Origin of the sequence: Alteromonas sp. McT4-15 (assembly GCF_020515205.1) — a bacterium.
In the GTDB taxonomy this organism is placed as follows: domain Bacteria; phylum Pseudomonadota; class Gammaproteobacteria; order Enterobacterales; family Alteromonadaceae; genus Alteromonas.
Window position 1 is genome coordinate 1 of the sequence record NZ_JAJALG010000041.1, and the last position, 19,619, is coordinate 19,619.

General features: G+C 40.4%; 15 protein-coding genes. All 15 read right to left on the reverse strand.

Translation table 11 applies throughout. The features are described from left to right. The coding region (gene rfbC / locus LHL20_RS18565) for a dTDP-4-dehydrorhamnose 3,5-epimerase (RefSeq protein ID WP_226434349.1) at positions 1–515 on the reverse strand (515 nt) is incomplete at its 3' end. A 75-nt stretch (positions 516–590) separates the two neighbouring features. Beyond that, the gene (rfbA, locus tag LHL20_RS18570; protein ID WP_226434350.1) at positions 591–1,475 is read right to left on the reverse strand and encodes a glucose-1-phosphate thymidylyltransferase RfbA; all 885 of its coding nucleotides are present in this window, start codon (positions 1,473–1,475) and stop codon (positions 591–593) included. Between the two features lie 72 nt (positions 1,476–1,547). After that, a complete protein-coding gene (locus tag LHL20_RS18575; RefSeq protein ID WP_226434351.1) occupies positions 1,548–2,321 on the reverse strand; it encodes a hypothetical protein in 774 nt (257 codons plus the stop codon). 139 nt (positions 2,322–2,460) lie between these two features. Further along, a complete protein-coding gene (locus LHL20_RS18580; protein ID WP_226434352.1) occupies positions 2,461–3,675 on the reverse strand; it encodes a glycosyltransferase in 1,215 nt (404 codons plus the stop codon). Between the two features lie 15 nt (positions 3,676–3,690). Continuing rightward, the gene (locus LHL20_RS18585) at positions 3,691–5,649 is read right to left on the reverse strand and encodes a glycosyltransferase (protein WP_226434353.1); all 1,959 of its coding nucleotides are present in this window, start codon (positions 5,647–5,649) and stop codon (positions 3,691–3,693) included. Beyond that, positions 5,649–7,931 carry a CgeB family protein gene (locus tag LHL20_RS18590; protein WP_226434354.1) on the reverse strand — a complete coding sequence of 761 codons (2,283 nt, stop codon included), beginning with the start codon at positions 7,929–7,931 and terminating at the stop codon, positions 5,649–5,651. Before LHL20_RS18590 ends, LHL20_RS18585 begins: the two co-directional genes overlap by 1 nt. A gap of 60 nt (positions 7,932–7,991) precedes the next feature. Then, entirely contained in the window at positions 7,992–9,119 is a 1,128-nt protein-coding gene (gene wecB, locus LHL20_RS18595) for a non-hydrolyzing UDP-N-acetylglucosamine 2-epimerase (protein ID WP_226434355.1), read from the reverse strand. Between the two features lie 47 nt (positions 9,120–9,166). Continuing rightward, positions 9,167–10,429, reverse strand: coding sequence for a UDP-N-acetyl-D-mannosamine dehydrogenase (wecC, locus tag LHL20_RS18600; RefSeq protein WP_226434356.1), 1,263 nt, complete (start codon positions 10,427–10,429; stop codon positions 9,167–9,169). 231 nt (positions 10,430–10,660) lie between these two features. Next, positions 10,661–13,270, reverse strand: a complete 2,610-nt coding sequence (locus LHL20_RS18605; RefSeq protein ID WP_226434357.1) for a glycosyltransferase family A protein — start codon at positions 13,268–13,270, stop codon at positions 10,661–10,663. A 94-nt stretch (positions 13,271–13,364) separates the two neighbouring features. Beyond that, positions 13,365–14,420, reverse strand: a complete 1,056-nt coding sequence (locus tag LHL20_RS18610; protein WP_226434358.1) for a hypothetical protein — start codon at positions 14,418–14,420, stop codon at positions 13,365–13,367. A gap of 7 nt (positions 14,421–14,427) precedes the next feature. Further along, a complete protein-coding gene (locus tag LHL20_RS18615; RefSeq protein ID WP_226434359.1) occupies positions 14,428–15,546 on the reverse strand; it encodes an exostosin domain-containing protein in 1,119 nt (372 codons plus the stop codon). A 23-nt stretch (positions 15,547–15,569) separates the two neighbouring features. Continuing rightward, positions 15,570–16,022, reverse strand: coding sequence for a GDP-mannose mannosyl hydrolase (locus LHL20_RS18620; RefSeq protein ID WP_226434360.1), 453 nt, complete (start codon positions 16,020–16,022; stop codon positions 15,570–15,572). A gap of 53 nt (positions 16,023–16,075) precedes the next feature. Next, the gene (gene fcl / locus LHL20_RS18625; protein ID WP_226434361.1) at positions 16,076–17,047 is read right to left on the reverse strand and encodes a GDP-L-fucose synthase; all 972 of its coding nucleotides are present in this window, start codon (positions 17,045–17,047) and stop codon (positions 16,076–16,078) included. A gap of 73 nt (positions 17,048–17,120) precedes the next feature. Beyond that, positions 17,121–18,173, reverse strand: a complete 1,053-nt coding sequence (locus LHL20_RS18630) for a GSCFA domain-containing protein (RefSeq protein ID WP_226434362.1) — start codon at positions 18,171–18,173, stop codon at positions 17,121–17,123. 293 nt (positions 18,174–18,466) lie between these two features. After that, positions 18,467–19,582: a GDP-mannose 4,6-dehydratase gene (gene gmd / locus LHL20_RS18635; protein ID WP_226434363.1), complete on the reverse strand. Its 1,116-nt coding sequence runs from the start codon at positions 19,580–19,582 to the stop codon at positions 18,467–18,469. Between the last annotated feature and the right edge of the window lie 37 nt (positions 19,583–19,619).

A 19,619-nucleotide genomic window follows, 5' to 3' on the forward strand; every position in this document is an offset into this window, starting at 1 on the left:
CCCGCCTCATCTTTACCTGATAAAGATGGCTTCTTGCCATTCACCAAAGGCCAGTCGATATTCAACGTAGGGTCGTCATACTTAACCGAAACTTCAGACGCTGGGTGGTAGTAATCTGTGCACTTATACACAAACTCTGCTGATTCACTAGTTACGTAAAATCCATGAGCAAACCCTGCTGGCACCCAAAGCTGACGTTTATTTTCGGCAGAAAGTACTAACCCTACCCACTTTCCAAAGGTAGGTGAGTTCTTTCTCATATCTACGGCGACATCATACACTTCACCGCTTATCACTCGAACCAATTTACCTTGAGTCTGTTCCATTTGATAATGAAGGCCGCGAAGAATTCCTTGACTAGATTTAGAGTGGTTATCTTGAACAAAATCTACATCCGCACACTCTTTTTTAAACCTATCAGTGCGGAAGGTTTCTAGAAAAAAACCGCGCTCATCGCCAAATACTTTGGGCTCGATGATTTTAACGTCAGGAATATCTGTTTTTACTACTTGCATTTACTTTCCGTAAGAATTGGCAATTTGAGATAAGAAGAAAGGTGGCAATGCCACCTTTTTAAATTTGAACTTTGTTTAAATCTTTACTCTGTCCTTGAGTACTTTCAATAGATAATCGCCATAACCACTTTTCTTTAAAGGAGCTGCCAGCTTTTCTAGCTGCTCAGCGTTGATATACCCCATTCTGAAAGCAACTTCTTCAGGGCAACATACCTTTAAACCTTGCCGTTTTTCTATAGCAGCAACGAAATTAGCAGCGTCTAAAAGTGAATCTATAGTACCTGTATCAAGCCACGCAGAACCTCGCCCCATTAGCTCAACCTTTAAGCTCCCGTCTTTGAGATACAAGTTGTTCAGGTCGGTAATTTCAATTTCACCTCGCGACGAGGGTTTCACTTCTTTAGCAAAATCTACTACACGATTATCATAATAATACAAGCCTGTTACCGCATAGTTAGATTTAGGAACTGCCGGCTTTTCTTCTATGGAAAGTGCATTCCAGTTATCGTCAAACTCTACCACGCCATAGCGTTGGGGGTCGTTAACGTGATAACCAAACACAGTTGCACCATGCTGTTGTTTAAACGCACTCTGCAAAGACACCCTTAAGTCGTGGCCGTAATAAATGTTGTCGCCAAGAACAAGTGAACAGCTATCATTTCCGATGAAATCTTCGCCAATTAAGAAAGCCTGGGCCAAACCATCGGGTGAAGGTTGAACCGCGTATTGAATATTCATTCCTAACGCCGAACCATCACCGATGAGGTCGATAAACCGTTGCTGTTCTTCAGGTGTTGTAATAATGAGTACATCACGAATACCCGACATCATTAAGGTTGTTAATGGATAAAAAATCATTGGTTTGTCGTAAACAGGCATTAGCTGCTTACTGACTACCTTTGTCAATGGGTGCAGTCGTGTGCCAGAACCACCAGCTAGTAGTATTCCTTTTCTATTCATTTATTACCTTCATTTACGGCAGTTTCACCGACTCCTTGCTATTGTGATAATGCTCTAATAACTTATCACTTCTCAAGAAAACTTGGTGTGTCGAATCTTTTCTTGGAAGGCTCCGATAATGTCGTTGTGCGTCTCAATCCCACAATCCTCCATTACCAAGCGTGTCATATCAAAATTAGTCGTCGCGAGGTAAGGCTCTAAGTGCCTGAGGTGGCGCCAATGATATCCCGTCTTTTCACCATACAGAATTTCAATATGCCCTTGATAATCTGACGCACTTTCCTTAATAGCTTTCTCAACTAAAGTATTCAGATAATCGCGCTCTTCCTCGTGAATCCGCCCAGCTATAACGTGGCTCAACCCTGGAGACGAGTGTGAAGATTCCCATCCATCGTGAAACACAAAGTCGCCTAATTTGATTTGCGGCTCGCCCGCAATAACCTTTCCGCCCCCAGCCGATAGAGAGGCTAAAATAGCTGTTGTAGCTCCTTTTGATGTTCCCACGAAATATGTGCTTTCTAGTGGCACACCTAACTCTTCTCTTATTTTGTTAACCAAAGCATGAAATGCTTGATTAATCGATTCGTCACGCGAAATGGCTAAGAAGTAACATCCAAATGCACCAAAGTTATCTGCTATATGCACAACGCTGGCGTCCAGAGTGTTATGGAAACCATAATATGATGTTCGACACCTTCCTGGCACAGTATCAACACCAGAAAAAACAAAAACAAGTGGTTTTCCTGGGCGCTCCGTCAGTTCATAGTTAATGTACTGACTGCCTGATTTTTCAACTCTTACTGTTGTTTTAGATGATACTGGCTGGCGTTTAAATAAATTGAACATAAATTATACTATAAATATTTTTCTACAATTCACATTGCTAGAACAAAAGCACAACAGAATTTAGCGCAGTAATGACTTGCTTTCTAACCGTTATGCTTTGATGAAGGCGACTTTAAGAAGTAAACTGGTGATTTATGTTTTAAAGCAGAGGGTTAGCTTCCACTTTTAAACAATTAACGTGACCACCAGGCTTTAACTGCCAAATACGCAAAGCAACTGTATTCAAATTAACACTGCTGCCTAACGAAATTTCAAAGCTGCTCTCTACCTTTCCTTCGTTCGCCCCCACATACCTGAACCATCCAATTGAGGGGTCTTGCGACTTCATCATTCCCTCAACGGTCTCCACATTAATGGCATCTGGACCTAGGCACACTAATAACGCCCTAGAATTACTGATTGAGTTTTGCAGCGTGGCAGAGATTGTAAACCTAACTTTTGTTTCTGCTTGGAGGGAAATACGGTCACATAGCAACTGTGAATCAAACTTTTTATTTTCTGTAACGAATAGTGTTTCCCACTGACGTTCTAGTTCATCAAAGTCGGTCAATAGTGTCGGAAACGATTTTAGCTCTGCCCTGTCGACTATTGATGGCAAGCGAACAAGTTCTTCTGAGAGACTGTTAGCTGCACCTTTTGTGTTCTGATTTGAATCCTGAGTTGGATGATGTGTCCATATAAATGCTGGTATAGTGCCGTCAACTATCACTGGCCTATGCTTATCAGTCTCTGCGTGATTAACCACCGCACTAGGTACTATGAGCTTCTTAGCCCCAGAGTCGTAACGGCCTATTGTGGCAAGCCCCATAGACAGCATTGGCTTGTGTACTTTTTTGAAGCTTACAAATTTTCCATCAGTAAAATACGCGCCAACGGCTTTACTGAATGATACTGACATACCTTCAAACGGAAAATCGGCATATCTTGAAAGCTGCTTCATATAGTCCGCAGACAGGATATCATCGTCATCGACACGGAATAATACTACAGGAGTATCATCTGCACAGTTCAGTTGCAAGTACGATTCCATAGTATCCATATAGGATATTGTTTGGTCTACTTCACAAGGCTTCACAAATGGAAAGCTCTCTAACTCACTAAATAACTTTTCTTTCCAAACATTCGGCATATGAGCTGAGTATAGTAAAATGTGTTGATATTGGAATTCTTCTGCATACTTTTTATAAATAGGGAGCGCGTATTTGAAAAACACATCGAAACGCGGTTGCAAGCGCTCTGAAGAAAATAACTTAGCCTTATACTTCTCCTCGTCAGAGGTTAAGTTCCATGCGTTACTAGAAGGTAAAAAAAGGCTAAATCGGGTAACACCGAAAAATACAGCTTTAGATGTCATTAATAATACACTCCGTTAGTTTCTAAAAAGTTCGTTAAAAGCATTAACAAAAACACCCTCGTCGTATCGCTTTACGAACTCTTGACTTTTCTTCAACTCCATGTCATTGCCATCTCGGTTTTTGGTGTTGATAATGTGATCCCTGATATGCTCAATCGAATTAAAAATACGATTTTTTTCGTGGATATACTCAGCACCTGACCAGTACTTTATCAAGCTATCCGCACCCGCCGCGATACCATCAGTAATGGCTAAGTGGAAACTTTCTGGCCCAGGAAAGCCCCGTTCATCGTGACTTAACGACAAAACATAGCCGACGTTATGTAGTGCTAGTGCTTCCTTTATATTAACGTGACCAAGGAACTCTATACTTTTATCTAGGTTATTCTCACTGATAAAGGCGGTACATTCAGAATAGTAACTCATCTCATCTTCATGTTTTGAAAGCCATGGTAAGTCACTTGGACTTTTACCAAACACTTTGAGCTTGTAGCGCTCATCCTTCTCCTTGAGCATCTTAATTAATTTGAGCGCATCTAAGAAGCCTTTCCGAGAAGGCACGATACCTATCATTGCAATATTGAATATACGCTCACTAGACTTAGATAACTGGTAGTTTCCAGCATCCACCACATTATGAATAAGTCTTACCTTCTCTCTTTTGAGGTTTGGAAATCTCTCAAGCAACCTCTCGAAAAATAAAACAGACACAGCGACAAAGGCATCAACATTTTCAACATTTACCTTTTCACCGAAGTCCCTTCCAAGCTCAAACCGATGCATTCTAACAACAAGCTTTTGATGTGACTTTTTACGTTTTGAATACCAAACGGCATTTCCTAGCAACCACTCGCACCAGATATAATCTGCCCACTCGAGCAGCTTCTCACTTTTCTGTGGGTCATGCATATCATGCCCAGTCCACTCATCAATTTTGATGCTATATCTAATTTTTAGTATGTCTACGTGGGGCAATATAAATTTAAGGTCATGTCCAGCAATCAGGAGTCTCGGCTTACATTCCTCTTGAAATGCCTGAAAATCTCTGGAGAGCAAAGTCTGTAAAATAGCGCTGACCCTAGGTGCGAACTTATGTTTGCTTATCGCTGTCCAGAACTCTGTAATGAAGTCTGAAAACGTTAGAAAATCTTGATGTGTTAGATCATTTTTACCATGATGGATTAAGCTATTTATGGACGTCTGTAGCCCTATTCGTAATCTCAATGTCGCGTAATCAATGTCTAATTCTTGTAATGTAGAAATTAACCTGCGCCAAACATGAAGGTGATTACTTAGCTCTCGCTGTCCGTACTCTTGGGTACTCGATGCACGAAAAGAAGCACGCTTATTATAGATAAATGTTGGGTGATCTAGGTATTCAATAACCTCACAGTGACACAGCAGATTAACTAAAAAAAGAGAATCTTCGCCAACACGAATATCTTCAGGCCACACTACACCATTATCAGTTAGTATTGTTCGTTTGATTAAACTTGAAACAGTAGTACTCTGACGCGATAGCAACGTTTCTATTTTAGCCTTCTTCAGTGCACCCGATTGCCAGTTAACGAGTCTATTCATTTCACGATGATGCTGACCATCATCTGCAATCAAATAACCGCGGACAATACAAGCATCAGTCGCTTTCGCGTGCGCATGGTGTATTTCCAATGTATCAGCAATAATTTCATCGTCACAGTCTAGAAAAAATACGTACTCGCCACGTGCGGCTGCGGTCCCCTCATTTCGCGGTTTAGAGGGTGAGCCGCTGTTTTGTTCCAACTGAAGCACACGCCAATTAGGTTCTTGAGCCGCTTGCTCCTGAAGATAATTAAAAGTTCCGTCAGTAGAGCAGTCGTCAACAAAAATCACTTCATATTGGGACGCATCCATTGTTTGGTTACGCAACGAAGTCAAACAACGTTCTAACTTACCAAGTGCATTGAAGCTTGGAATTATTATTGAGATATCCATTAGATCATATATGCCATGATGGGTTGTTGGGAGGTTTTCGCTACCATGAGATCATGAAACTGCGTTGAACGGGCGAAAAGAGCAGCGGTTTCATCAACAGCTTCTACCTGATACGCAGTTGAAATACGCTCGCTTATAGGATTATCGGTCTTGTAACTACTGTGTAGTAGTGCTTTATCAGCCCACTTAGGGTCTGGCATATTGGACACATCGAAATACATAAAGAAAGGTGTTTCGATGGGTTTAAATCTATCCTCAAGCGCGTGTTTTTGTATAAAGCTCTCGCTTGTTACAGTAATCCCGAAACGGTTATAGGTTTGGTAAAAGTGTGCCACAGAAGCATCATCGACAGTACGACTTACCAACAATAACAATTTTGCGTTTGGCATTCGTGAGTAATGCTGCTCAAAATAGCTAATACTCGACATAGCATCTTTATCGCTGGCAATTCGGCTGACAAAAGTAATACCATTTTCGTCCGGTTCAGTCTTGTATCCAATACAATCCAACATATATCGCCAACGTTTGGCATACGTGTGCTCTCGTAAGACCAATGTTAACGCCTGTTCTCTGATTGCATCTATGTCATTCGTTTGTAAGCTTGCAAGGCGCCCTGGGTCTTTGTCTGCGAAAACGACTAGGTCGCCAAACATTTCTTCAACACCTTTTGCGTAGTTAGACACAACTAAGGTATTGGATGACATAAGTTCAAACACACGTCTTGCGAACATGGTTGATGAGTCGGTGACTGTATTGAAATTCAGACCAATCACTGACGACTTATAGACAGCTGGCATTTGATCATGCGGCTGACCAGGTTTAATGAAAGCTTGGTATTTTTCTGGCCAAATGTGGAGAGGATCAGTGTCACCATAGTAGCGATCATATATTTCTGGCTCATAGCCCGCTGCAATGAGGGAGTCAAGTACTTGCTCCATAACACGGGAGCGTTCTTCATGGTTTGCGTACCAGCTACCAGCGAAAACCACTTTATTAGAGCGAGATTTTGTAATCAAAGGGTTGAATAGCGCAGGATTTGTCGCAAAAGGTAAAGCGAAAACGTTTTCTAGACTTAAATCTTTTTTATATCTTTCAACGCACTCTTCAGCAGACGTAAAGACAAAATCAAATTCTTGTGCCGTCTTTACAAAATCATGAGTTCTGTCAGTGTAGTGAGTAGGGTCTTCTTTATTCCAAAAAACACTCGGTATATTATTTTTTCTACAATATTCAATTATGCTTAATAGCTCTAGGCGATTTTCTTTTGTGAAATTTTTGCTGGCGTAAACCTTTCCTTTCCAAGGCCGTCTAACACTATCTACCCCGGACCACGCAGACTCACAAAAGAAGATATCCGGCTTCTCTGAATCAAATTTCTCTTTCCAATTACTAGGTTCGACAATAATCGGCTTAAATTCTGATTTAAAGCTATTATACGTAAACTCATCAGTAATTAACGCAACTTTTAAATCATTCGCTTTTTTTAGTGTGCTATTAGGCTTTTCGCTCAGAGCGCGCGCGGGCAACTTTCGCGAAGAAGAAAATTGCGGCGTACCAAAACGGAAGCTATTTCTAACTTCTAAAGAAGCACTATCCCAATTTAATAAACGAGCTGTGATTGAAACAGTATTATTAGTGACTTCAAATGAAAAATTATCAGTCTTAAGTTCATCATTACTGTGCTGATTGAGGTAACGATACCAACAACCATACACTTGTGACCATTTCAGCCCTTTTACACCTTTATTGATAGCATTACCTTCACCATCACGGCAATTTATCAAAAGAATGCCACAAGGTTTGTCTAGTTTTACATTTTCGTATTGCTGATACAGCAGGGAAACACTAAATTCGTAATTATCGCCAATAATCGGATACTGAAACTTAATTCCTTCTTCGCCCAATCTGATGAATTGATTTTCGGAAACTAGGGGGTTAAGAAGCGACTTACTTGAACGGTATCTTCCTTCATTCAAACCATGATAAAGATAATGAATAAGCGGATTGATACCCGCTTTAGCCACATCTTCATATTGATTTAGATACCACTTCGAGTCAAACCATATGCCAGGTGAGGTCTGTTCTTGTAATCCTTTCTCCAAGAAGTGGTCAATTGGACTATTTCTCCACCTGCGTTTCTTGGAAACTGAAGAGTACACACTTGTATACCACACTTCATCAAACAAGCTCGATGACAATAATCTAGCTTTTATTTTATCCAAACTTGTCTGTCCTTTTTTCCCGACAAGTACGGATACTTTTCGTAAATGTTTTTTCAGCATATCTGTCTAGTAAGTTTTTTAAATTGTAGAGGGCTAGTTATACGATCGACTAAAAGCACGCTATTCACTGAACGTCTGTTTAATGACTTCACAAATCCTTGAACTCGCCTTGCCATCTCCATATGGATTATGCGCAAAACTCATTTCTTCATAATATTGTCTGTCGTTAATTAATAAAGAAATTGTGTCTGTAATCAACTTTACGTCAGTCCCTACAAGCTTTACTGTGCCAGCTTCTACTGCTTCAGGCCTCTCAGTTGTTTCGCGCATTACTAAAACGGGTTTACCTAACGATGGTGCTTCTTCTTGAATCCCGCCTGAGTCAGTAAGGATCAAATAACTTTGATTCATCAAGTAAACAAAAGGAAGATAATCCAAGGGCTCTATCAACGTCACATTATCGATATCAGAAAGTAAACGTTTTACTGGCTCTTGTACATTTGGGTTAAGGTGAACTGGATACACTATTTGGCAGTCAGGATTTTCGCTCGCAATTTTTGCAAGTGATTCACAAATTCTTTCAAAACCACTGCCGAAGCTTTCTCTTCTATGCCCAGTCACAAGGATCAATTTTTTCTGCTTATCAAGAAATGAAAACATTTCAGAGAAGTGATCATTTAAAGTTTGATTCTCTTCTAATTTATTAACTACATCCAAAAGTGCATCTATAACAGTGTTCCCAGTAATAAAAACCTTCTTTTTATCAATGCCTTCATTATAGAGATTAGCCGCTGACTTCTCTGTTGGAGCAAAATGTAACTCGGCTAAAGCCCCCGTAAGTTTTCTATTCGCCTCTTCCGGCCAAGGAGAATAAATGTTGCCTGTCCTTAGACCAGCCTCAACATGACCCACCGGAATTTGCTGGTAGTAACAAGCTAGGGTTGCTGCAAACGTTGTTGCTGTATCGCCGTGAACCAAAACAATATCGGGGCTAAACTCTTTAAGTATTGGTCTTAACCCAAGCAGTATGCTTGATGTAACATCGGTAAGATCTTGTCCTGGCTTCATTATCTTCAGATCAAAGTCTGGAGATATATCAAACAATTCAAGGACCTGGTTGAGCATTTCGCGATGCTGGCCTGTCACACAAACTCTCGAATCGACAGCGCTATCCTTCGCCATCTCTTTTACAAGAGGAGCCATCTTTATTGCTTCTGGACGCGTACCAAAAACGGTTAATACTTTCATATGAATTTTACTTAAATATAATTTGGGAATGTAGTTTTCTGTAACCGTTAAGCTAACAAACCAACAGCATCCAAGACACTTTCATGTGATACTAATTTATCTTTGACCTTATTAAACGCCGTGTGCTTTACCAGAATACAGATGATATCTGCTTTCAAAGCACGTTCCACTTCAACTAACGATACATTATCGTCAACAAGTGATGGTGGTAGTTCCTCAATGTTAGGTTCTACTACCATCGTTTTACACCCCATATCGCTGATTTTCTTTGCTATTCCCAGGGCAGGACTTTCTCTCAAATCGTCGATATCAGGCTTAAACGCAACCCCAAGTACAGCTACTCGCGCGTCTTCACGCCCTAAATTAGGATTCGCTTTGTGCCATTCATCCAATTTAGTTCTAACTTGTTCAAGCACCCATTCAGGTTTAGAGTCGTTAACTTCACGAGCAGTCCTAACAATTTTTGCTTGTTCTGGCGCACTCGCTACGATGAACCAAGGGTCAACAGCAATACAGTGACCACCAACCCCTGCACCTGGTTGTAATATATTCACTCTTGGATGGCGGTTAGCAAGCGCAATCAATTCCCATACATTTATGTCTAACTTGTCGCATATAATTGATAGTTCGTTAGCAAAAGCGATGTTGACGTCTCTGAAACTATTTTCAGTGAGTTTGGCCATTTCTGCTGTTCGTGCGTTGGTTACTACACACTCACCTTTTACGACAGTTTTGTACAAGGCAATAGCAGCTTCTGAACATGCTGGAGACATTCCCCCAATAACGCGGTCATTTTCAACCAACTCTCTTAAAACATGGCCAGGTAGCACTCTTTCGGGACAATGGGCAATACGAATATCCGAGTCACTGCCGTTAGATTGTGGAAAAGAAAGATCTGGCCGCGCTTCTGCTAGCCACTCAGCCATTTTTTCAGTAGCCCCAATAGGCGAAGTAGATTCTAATATTACTAAGTTACCTTTCTTTAGCACCGGAGCAATCGCTTTAGCTGCACTCTCGATATACGTGAGATCTGCTTGATGGTTGTCTTTGAAGGGCGTTGGCACGGCAATAATAAATGCATCTGCAGGTTCAGGTGTCATAGTCGCACGCAGATAACCTTCTGTTACAGCTGCGTGCACAACTAAATCGAGGTCTGGCTCTACAATGTGGATCTCTCCACGATTGATTGTATTGACCGCTTTCTCACTGACATCAACACCGATAACTTTCATCTTTCTAGATGCAAAAACTGCAGCTGTTGGTAGCCCTATATAGCCCAACCCAACTACTGACAAAACATTAAAATCCATTATTTAGCCCTATTAAACAACAATTTATCTTGCACGCCCTTGCAGATATCAGCGTGTAAAAAACTTTGCACTTTTGGTTCCAGATATTCTTGATTAAGTGCATTTGAAAGATATGTTCACCATATTCAAAAGCCACTTTCAAATTAGAATAATTTACTTTTTTGAAAGACAATTGCCACTTCGGATTGTTGATAGTAATGGTTTGTGTTGGCGGAAAATATAGAAGTATTATCAAAATTTACCAACTTCTACCACTTCGAAGTCACAAGTACCTTTTCCTTGAATTCTAAACCCTAACTGCACTTTTCTGCATTCCAAGGGCATTTTAACAGGCATGGCCTGATTTACCCAAAAAAACTGGTGAGATATTTTTTCGCCATCCTCATTCAAGTAGATAACCACAAAGCATATCCCTAAATTGCCCACGGCTTTGCAGAAAAGCCCCATGCCATCTTTTTGCAAAACGTCAAGTATCGTACTGTCGCTTGTTTCCTTCACCATTAAGTATTCGTGTTGCTCAGGTGCCAGTTCTGAAACTAGGTGCAATATACTACTTTGAGCATCCTTGCTAACTTTCGAAGGTAAAGCTTCCCACCCAAAATCGGCTAATCCCTTCTCAGTGATCGTTAACTCAGGCGTAACGTCTGGCAATACTTCAACACTAGAAGTCGGCGTAAAAAACTCTGAAATATTCTGATGATAACTAACAGGGAAACTTATGTTGTTGTAAGTAAACACCTTGCGCAGAGAGCTTTTTAGCATTTTCTTGTGTCTTTCTCTAAAAAGTTCTAGGTACTTAGTTCTTGCACTTATATTTTGAATTAAGTTTCCCTGCTCTGTAGTAGTATATATATCTGACGTTAAGTTATCGCTTGTGTAGCTTTGAAATAAAACAGGATAGCGCCACCACCCACCTGAGTTAGCAGGTGCGAAATATTGCATTCGTTCAATAAATTCAGTGTCTGCACCTTTTTGAAGGTTTTCATAAAATCCATATTGCTGATGTATTTCAGCTTTCGCTGCGAAAGAAGCAGTTCCATAACGTTCCGAAACGCCCTCTAACGTGAGACTGCGTCCTCGCGAATCAATTCTTGTGATATCGCCAAAAGTATATAGCTTCTCAGATGAAGCCATCTGCTTTAACTGAAGCTCAGCTCTTTTTGCACAGCTAATATCATCAGCATCATTAATGAAATAAATCGAGTCTTTGTTGAGTGATTGATGAATTATCTTATTTCTTAACTGATAGGTACCTTCTCCGCCTTTACCTTCATAGATGTCGTATGAAAAAGTTGGCGCTACAAACGATAATATGTGTTCGGCCGCGGCTATTGAATTGTCCGCACTAGCGTCATCCCAGAAATAGAGTTTCACATTTGGGTACGTTTGCATAAGCACGCCAAAAATACTTTCTTGAACAAACTGTTCCTTATTGAAACAAGTCATAACAAATAGTGCGCTCTGCGATGTTTTAGAAGCCGCTACATTTGGAAGCCGGCGACCTGTTATAATTCTGCGCCGTAAATTAGTCGAACTACGCGGTAAATATCTGAAGGCAGGGTGCTGCTCTTGTGTGATGGGCTGAATATCAAAAACCAGCGACGTTTTACCATTACTTTTTACTTCTGAAGGAAAATAATTAAAGCCTTTTGTATTTTCAAAGTTAGTGTTTCCAAGCAACCACCATTCGTCAATTTCCGAAAATAGGATTCCATTATAGGCCAAGCGGTGTTTTCTAAACTCTTCTGCACCGCCTAAACGATTTATAGCTTGATCTGTAATAAACCCTGAGACTTTATTCTGCCAAACCAATTCCGTTGAGCGCTTTAACGGTGAATGTCTAAACTGAGCATCACCCGAATTTTGAACTTCCTTTACCGACACAACTTGAAACCAATCGCTAAGAAATTCAGGTATTTCGAACGCGTGAAAGGTCAGCTTGTATAGTAACGGCATGGCATATGTAGCCAGCTCAATAGGTAAAATCACTGCTTTTTCGGCATTAAGCTTCTTAATAAACTCCGCAACATCAGAACAGAAATGGTAGTTGCTGTCGCTAACCTGAAGTCGATCTATTGTTTCATCTTCTAACCAAGACATTATATTTTCAGAGTCGAAAATAAACTTCGCTGATGATGCGACCAAATGAACTTTGATTCCCGTAGATTTGGAGAATAAGCTTAGTTTTTTTAACGTGTCTTCAACTACCGCATCAGAGGTAACGGTTAACACCAAATCGAAGTTTGCTTCCGTTGACAGGTCAGCGTCATGCGCGATACCACTATCAAAAGCGTAGCTTTGACTACCAGGGTGAATCAATGACTGTGCTAGCAGCTGAAGACAACCGTTTATGGGGAACTGCTCGCAATTAATCTCGCGATTTACAAAAACAGGTAAAACATCGCGACTTTCATCTTTTAATGAATGTTCTAACCAATAAGTTAGTGGTGAAGAAGACGAAACATCTTTAACTTCAACATTTACATGTTTAGCTCTCAATTCGTCTACTATTGTATTAGATTCATAAGTACTAGCATCAGCAAACAGTACTATTTTCCATACTTCTAATGAGCAAATTTTAATCTGCTGTAAAAGTACGTTTACCACGTTACTATATTTTACGTCTGCAATAATGCATATATTTGGGAAGGGTGTACTAACGATTTCATCTTGAATGCCATGAGTTGCCAACAAACGAGATATTGAAGAAGAAAGGTGTGGCTTAGATAGCATTGCCAGTTTATACAACAGCCCCGCACTATTATTGCGTTCTTCTGAAGCTGCACGTTGCGCCAACTTCAACAATGAAAAGCTTTCGCTGATGTTATTTTTTGAATCCATTTACTAACACGCCCTTCCAATATTATAGCAGGTCAGTATATCGATCAGTTGGGGTAACTAGCAACCACGTATCCGATTGAGTAACTACTTGTGGTTACAAATGCGGCAAGCTTAGAAAGTGTAGATATGTTTTCGCAGCTACTAAGCTTCTTTCTTCGGCCAATACGTTTTTTGTAGTAATACGTTCTAGAAAAGACTGCCTTGCTTGAATTAAAGCTTCTGCATTAGAAATTGTTGGCTTAAAGTCTAGTATCAATTGCGCGGCATCTATGAAATCTAAACCAGAAATATTTATCATTGAATCTGAACTACTAAACTCGTGAATTCTATGAGAGTCGTTTGCCCAATAAACAGGTAATCCGCCAAGTGATAATGCGTCGAAAGGCTTTTCGCTGATGTAATTATCAAGTACGGTATTCTCTATAGCAGATACAACGAAGTTATCATCCGATAATGTGACTATTTTATTTAGATGCCAATCTGCTAGGCTTTGTCGCGCATTTTCGCTTTCCCACCCCTTCCCTATACAACGTGTAGAGGCGCTTTGTTGTTGTACTTCCATTGCCACCTTCGTTCTATACACACTTAACCCAAGCAGTTGAGAGTTATGATCTTCTTTATGATAAGCATCTCGTAAGCGTTTTTCTGCAATGAAGGAATATTTACTTTTTGCTCGTTGCCAACGTTTTAGTAATTCTTTTGAAGAGAGAGAACTAGACAGTTTAAGTAATTGGCAATATCGCTGCGTATATAAATTTTCAGTAGTAATAAAATATGGAAGTTTGTAAAAGTCAAAAACATCCGAGTTCGCGTGGTTCACAAAGTGAAATGGCCATTTATGGTCTTTCCCACCTACTTCGACAATTACATCATGAATGGGACGCTCCCATCGATAATACCAAAGCGTATCCCAAAGAGGCTCCTCTGATAACACTACCAGTTGTATACTTGGATTTTTACTTTTAACACTAGCAATTAAATCCGCACTGGCTTTGATATCGCCAAAAAAACCACAAACCAGAAAGTCAGCAAGTTCAGGATGATCGACTATCTCAAAAAATTGAGAAAAGTAGGAGCGATATGATGCATAGTTTAACGGAATACGCTTTATAAATTGCCCGAAAAGATATACAGGGATTTTTTTATTCAAGTTAGGCCTACAATGCTTGAGACGTTTTTCTGATTACAAAGTCTAAATAACCTGAACTTTGAGCTTCACAATCTATTAAAGAACAACTCTTTTGATGTAACTTTATTATTGAGTTGGCATCTTTATTACCCATCATTAAAGCTAACCGGGCTATTTTGTTTATTGAAGCATCCAATGTACGCGCACATTTATTTCTTTGTTCAAAATTAATAATCTCTGATACAAAACTATTAACACCAAATAAAAAATTCAATTGCTTAAGCGCCACTATTTTTGCTTCAAGTAATGTTGGTTGAGAATAGAGCGCTAGAAGGACATCGGGGAGCTTTTCTATTTCAGATTCCTTTACAAAAATACACGCTTCCTCCCATAAGCTTTCACTCCCAGGTAGGATAAACGTATCGGCTGGAATAACGGGAATGACTTCTGCGTGAATTGCTTCCCACAGACGGTGCGAGTTTGGTCCAGTTCCCGACGGGCACAGTGCGAAAATAGTATCACTTAAAATTTCATCATATTTCTCGTCACTTTGTAATGAAATAGGTTCAAAATTCTCTGTAGCGACCTTAGTTTCATATACCATTTCGTTGAATTGGCAACTTTCTTTTAACTCAACGTATACGTCTGAAAAATCGTGAAATACCGAGGCTAGCTTATTTCTAATATCTGACAAATAACACTGATTTGCTTTGGCGCCAACAAAACTCGTTAAGTATTGACGATGCTCCAAGCTTTTGGCTTTGGTTTGCGTTACGGGGTACAAAGGAAAAGGGTATAAATTTAATTCGGATATCTTAGAGTTGGGAGCACAGTGGCTCCAAAATACATCGGTTACTCCCGAATTGATAAGAAAATACTTGTGTCGTTCTAAACTTATGTGCTGACAAACAGTGACGACTCTAGAAGACGGAGGTATTTGCGAAGTTACTCGATTTAAAAAATCTTTGAGTTCCCTATAAACGCCACCTTTGTTTCTATCATATAAGTCAAATAATGTAGCCCAAGGGAATGCCAAATAAATTAAGTCATCACAATTAGGATCATGAAAGACTTTCACCTTTTCAAATGCATGTTGCTCAGTTAAGGCTGGCGTTTGCCAATAGCAATCTACACTAAGTATTTTCATCGAGAGTCTTTATCGCTGTGCCATTAATCTATTTGAAAATACGCTTTGGTATTAGCGTGTATATCGCACCTTCCAACTATTTCCGACGGATGCAACCACATATAACGCGAATGCTGCTCGCAAGGTAAATTTTGAATGTCTTCCACGTTAAGTCGATAAGCAATTGCAACATAATGCGTTGATGGCGAATCACCAAAAACACTATCTTCATATATATGGTCGTATGGGCCTTGCAGTGTGGCTTGGTTTATATCGATTTTTTTACCAAGTTCCGCGATGGTTAGCCGCTCGAAAGCACTTTTTAGCGTCTCATTTTTTAATATTCTTCCGCCCGGAACAAACCAAAAACCTTTCGCAGGCCTGTTCAATCGCTCCCCTAGAAGAAATTTTCCACTGCTATCTTCAACCAATAAGTCAATAGACACTAATGGGGTACTGTCCAAAACTGTTGAAAATGTTTTATCGTCTAAATACATTTTATCTCAATACTGCAGCAACAAAGCCTGGGCAATTCCAGGCTTAATAATGCTTACCCTCTAAAACTATCTTGATTTGCTAAAAACCAGTCAAATGCATGCTTCAATCCTTCCTCAAGGTTATAAGTATGCTTCCAACCTAGTGCACGCAGTCGAGACACATCCATTAGTTTTCGAGGAGCTCCATCAGGCTTACTTGTATCCCATTTAATTTCACCACTAAAGCCGGTTACCTTGGCAACCGTTTCAACCAACTCGCGTATGGTGCAGTCTTCACCAGTACCTACATTTATATGACTAAGCATTGGCTGGGTATTGGCTTGGTATGTTTCGTTATCAAGCTCCATAACGTGAACACTGGCTGCAGCCATATCATCAACATGCAAAAACTCTCGCATAGGCTTACCACTTCCCCAAGCTATAACTTCACTGTCTCCTCTTTGCGCGGCTTCGTGAAAACGGCGTAACAGCGCTGGAATAACATGCGAGTTTTCTGGGTGGAAATTATCGTTCGGGCCGTATAGATTTGTAGGCATGACCGAACGATAGTCGCGACCGTATTGGCGATTGTAGCTTTCACACAGTTTAATACCGGCAATTTTAGCAATGGCGTAAGGCTCGTTTGTTTCCTCTAACGTGCCAGTAAGCAAAGCATTTTCAGTCATCGGCTGCTGAGCTAATTTTGGATAAATACAGCTTGAACCTAAAAACAGAAGCTTTTGCACATCATTTTTATGAGCTGCGTTAATAATGTTGGCTTCAATCATTAGGTTTTCATAAATGAACTCAGCTGGGTAAGTGTTATTCGCGTGAATTCCACCTACTTTCGCTGCAGCAAGATATACTTCGTCAATTTTGTTTGATGCGAAAAAGTTACTCACTGCTTGTTGATTAATAAAATCCAATTCAGTGCGAGTTCGCGTAATAACTTGAACGTCATTTCTCTTTTCTAGTTGCCTTACAATAGCTGCACCAACCATGCCACGGTGTCCTGCAACAAAAACAGTTTTCATTTTATTTCTCACTAGTTCCCTGAAAGTTGGGCAATTATCGATAATTAAAACAGATTAATCAAACCTTCGGTGGAATCTCAATTTATTAGCCTTTGACTATTTGCCCTTTAAAAATCACAGGCGGCTCCCCTTTTTCGCCTTTCACTGTTTGCAACGAACTTTCAAAGCTCGCGAAAACGCTTTCCGCTACGCTTCTGCCATAAAACGTGGTAACAAAAGATCTCAAAATATTATTCACCATGAAACGTGAAACATGTCGCACACAACCGTCATCGGTGCCGTAAACTGGGTATGGCAGATGGCACCCAACCCACTTAATAATTTCAAATGAGGGCCAATACCAAATATTTTGGTCATTTTCCAAAGAGTTCATATATTCATTGATCGAAACGCGAAGTGTGGACTTGGACACACAGTCGGCTGCAATGCACGATTTATCGCTGAAAGTAGCTTTAAGTGGAACAGGTGACAATGTAAATACGATGGGAGCATTCTTGTTTACTTCACGGATGATCTCCACGATTGATGAAAGGTTCTCACTATTTTCAGCGACCGTCGACATCCTAAACTGATGACGACCAGACTCAAAAATATGTTCGGGTACCCCACGCCAAAATACACGGCCTGTATTTTTATCTTCCCAAACTTCTGCTAAACCCAATGTGAAAACAAAACAACTCGCCTCGCTTATTGCCTTCTTTATATTTTTTTGCTCGAGCTCAGGTTTCCAATCGACAAGTGAGCCAGTGTTATCACGGGTATAAGCAAACCCTTTCGCGGTTTCCTGTCCATAAACCGCCCAATGAAAAAAGTCTCTTAGCGCGAAGGTGTTATTAAGTCCCGATGGGATCCAAAATGAATCCGATGATAGACCAACATCGCCTAAAAAGTGTCTTAGCTCGGCAGCAAAACATGAGCCTATAGCGACAACGTTACCGCTGTTGTCTAAAACTGGCTTCTCTGGCAAACTATCCAAACAATACTCTGTAATTAACTTCTCAATGTCCACAAAGTCACTCTTTGCCCCAGGATATTTCTTTATATCACTAGTATGCCAAACTGATTCCCCCCAAGAAGCAGGACCACTCCCATCTCTAACTGGGGCCAGACTACCTATTTCGCTGTTAGTTCTTTTCATTTACTCAAAATTCCTTTACGTCAAACTTTACTCATTCAACGACAACCCTTTAAACCATTAAAAAGCAACAATAAGCTTAACTTTATCCCCAGACTACCTGCTTTTTCGATTCATTAAACAGGAGATGATCTGACCTATCTACAAACTGCTTTTCAAAAATAAAAAGGACGCTTATAGATAAGCTATTGATATCACCAACAAGATTTTGATGTCATAGTATTGAGAACGCACTGATGATACATATGTGCACATCAAAGGGCGACCTGATAGTCGCCCTGTAGCAAGAATGGGCTTTACTCTTTCGCAACAGCTACAGAATAACCATGCTTCTTCAATAGCGCATGCTGTTTTGCCTTCCCTAGATCGTGTGCCACCATTTCAGCACACATTTCTTCTACCGTAATTTCAGGCACCCAACCCAGCTTTTCTTTTGCTTTTGTTGGGTCGCCTAGAAGTGTTTCAACTTCTGCTGGACGGAAATAACGCGGGTCAACTTCTACGATAACATCCCCGACTTTAACACCAGGTGCAGTTTCACTATTAACTGCTACTACTGTTGCTACTTCGCTTACGCCTTCGCCACTGAACTCAACAGTAATGCCTGCTTCTTTTGCTGACATTCGTACGAATTCGCGCACCGAAATTTGCTTACCTGTTGCAATAACAAAATCTTCTGGCTCATCTTGTTGTAGCATCATCCATTGCATGCGAACGTAGTCTTTGGCATGTCCCCAGTCACGTAATGCGTCCATATTGCCTAAGTAAAGTTTAGACTCTAAACCCTGAGCGATATTGGCAATTCCACGAGTAATTTTACGAGTTACAAATGTCTCACCGCGGCGTGGAGATTCATGATTGAATAAGATGCCGTTACACGCATAAATGCCATAAGACTCGCGGTAGTTAACCGCAATCCAGAATGCATACATTTTCGCTACTGCATACGGCGAACGAGGGTGAAACGGTGTGGTTTCTTTCTGAGGGATTTCTTGTACCTCACCATAAAGCTCAGATGTAGACGCTTGGTAAAACTTAGTTTTCTTTTCTAGTCCTAAAAAACGGATAGCTTCTAACAAACGTAGCGTACCCATAGCATCTACGTCTGCTGTATACTCTGGCGCTTCAAATGAAACTGCTACATGAGATTGCGCGCCAAGGTTATATACCTCATCTGGCTGAACTTCTTGCATTATGCGGATCAGGTTCGACGAATCCGTTAAATCGCCATAATGCAACTTGAAATTCGCATTTTCGACATGAGGATCTTCGTAAATGTGATCAACTCGTTCAGTGTTGAACAGTGAAGCACGACGTTTAATACCGTGAACCTCATATCCTTTCTCTAACAAAAATTCGGCTAAATAAGAGCCGTCCTGGCCGGTTACACCGGTAATAAGTGCTTTTTTCATTACTTTCTCAGTTCTTTAAATAAATTTTTATCTAACT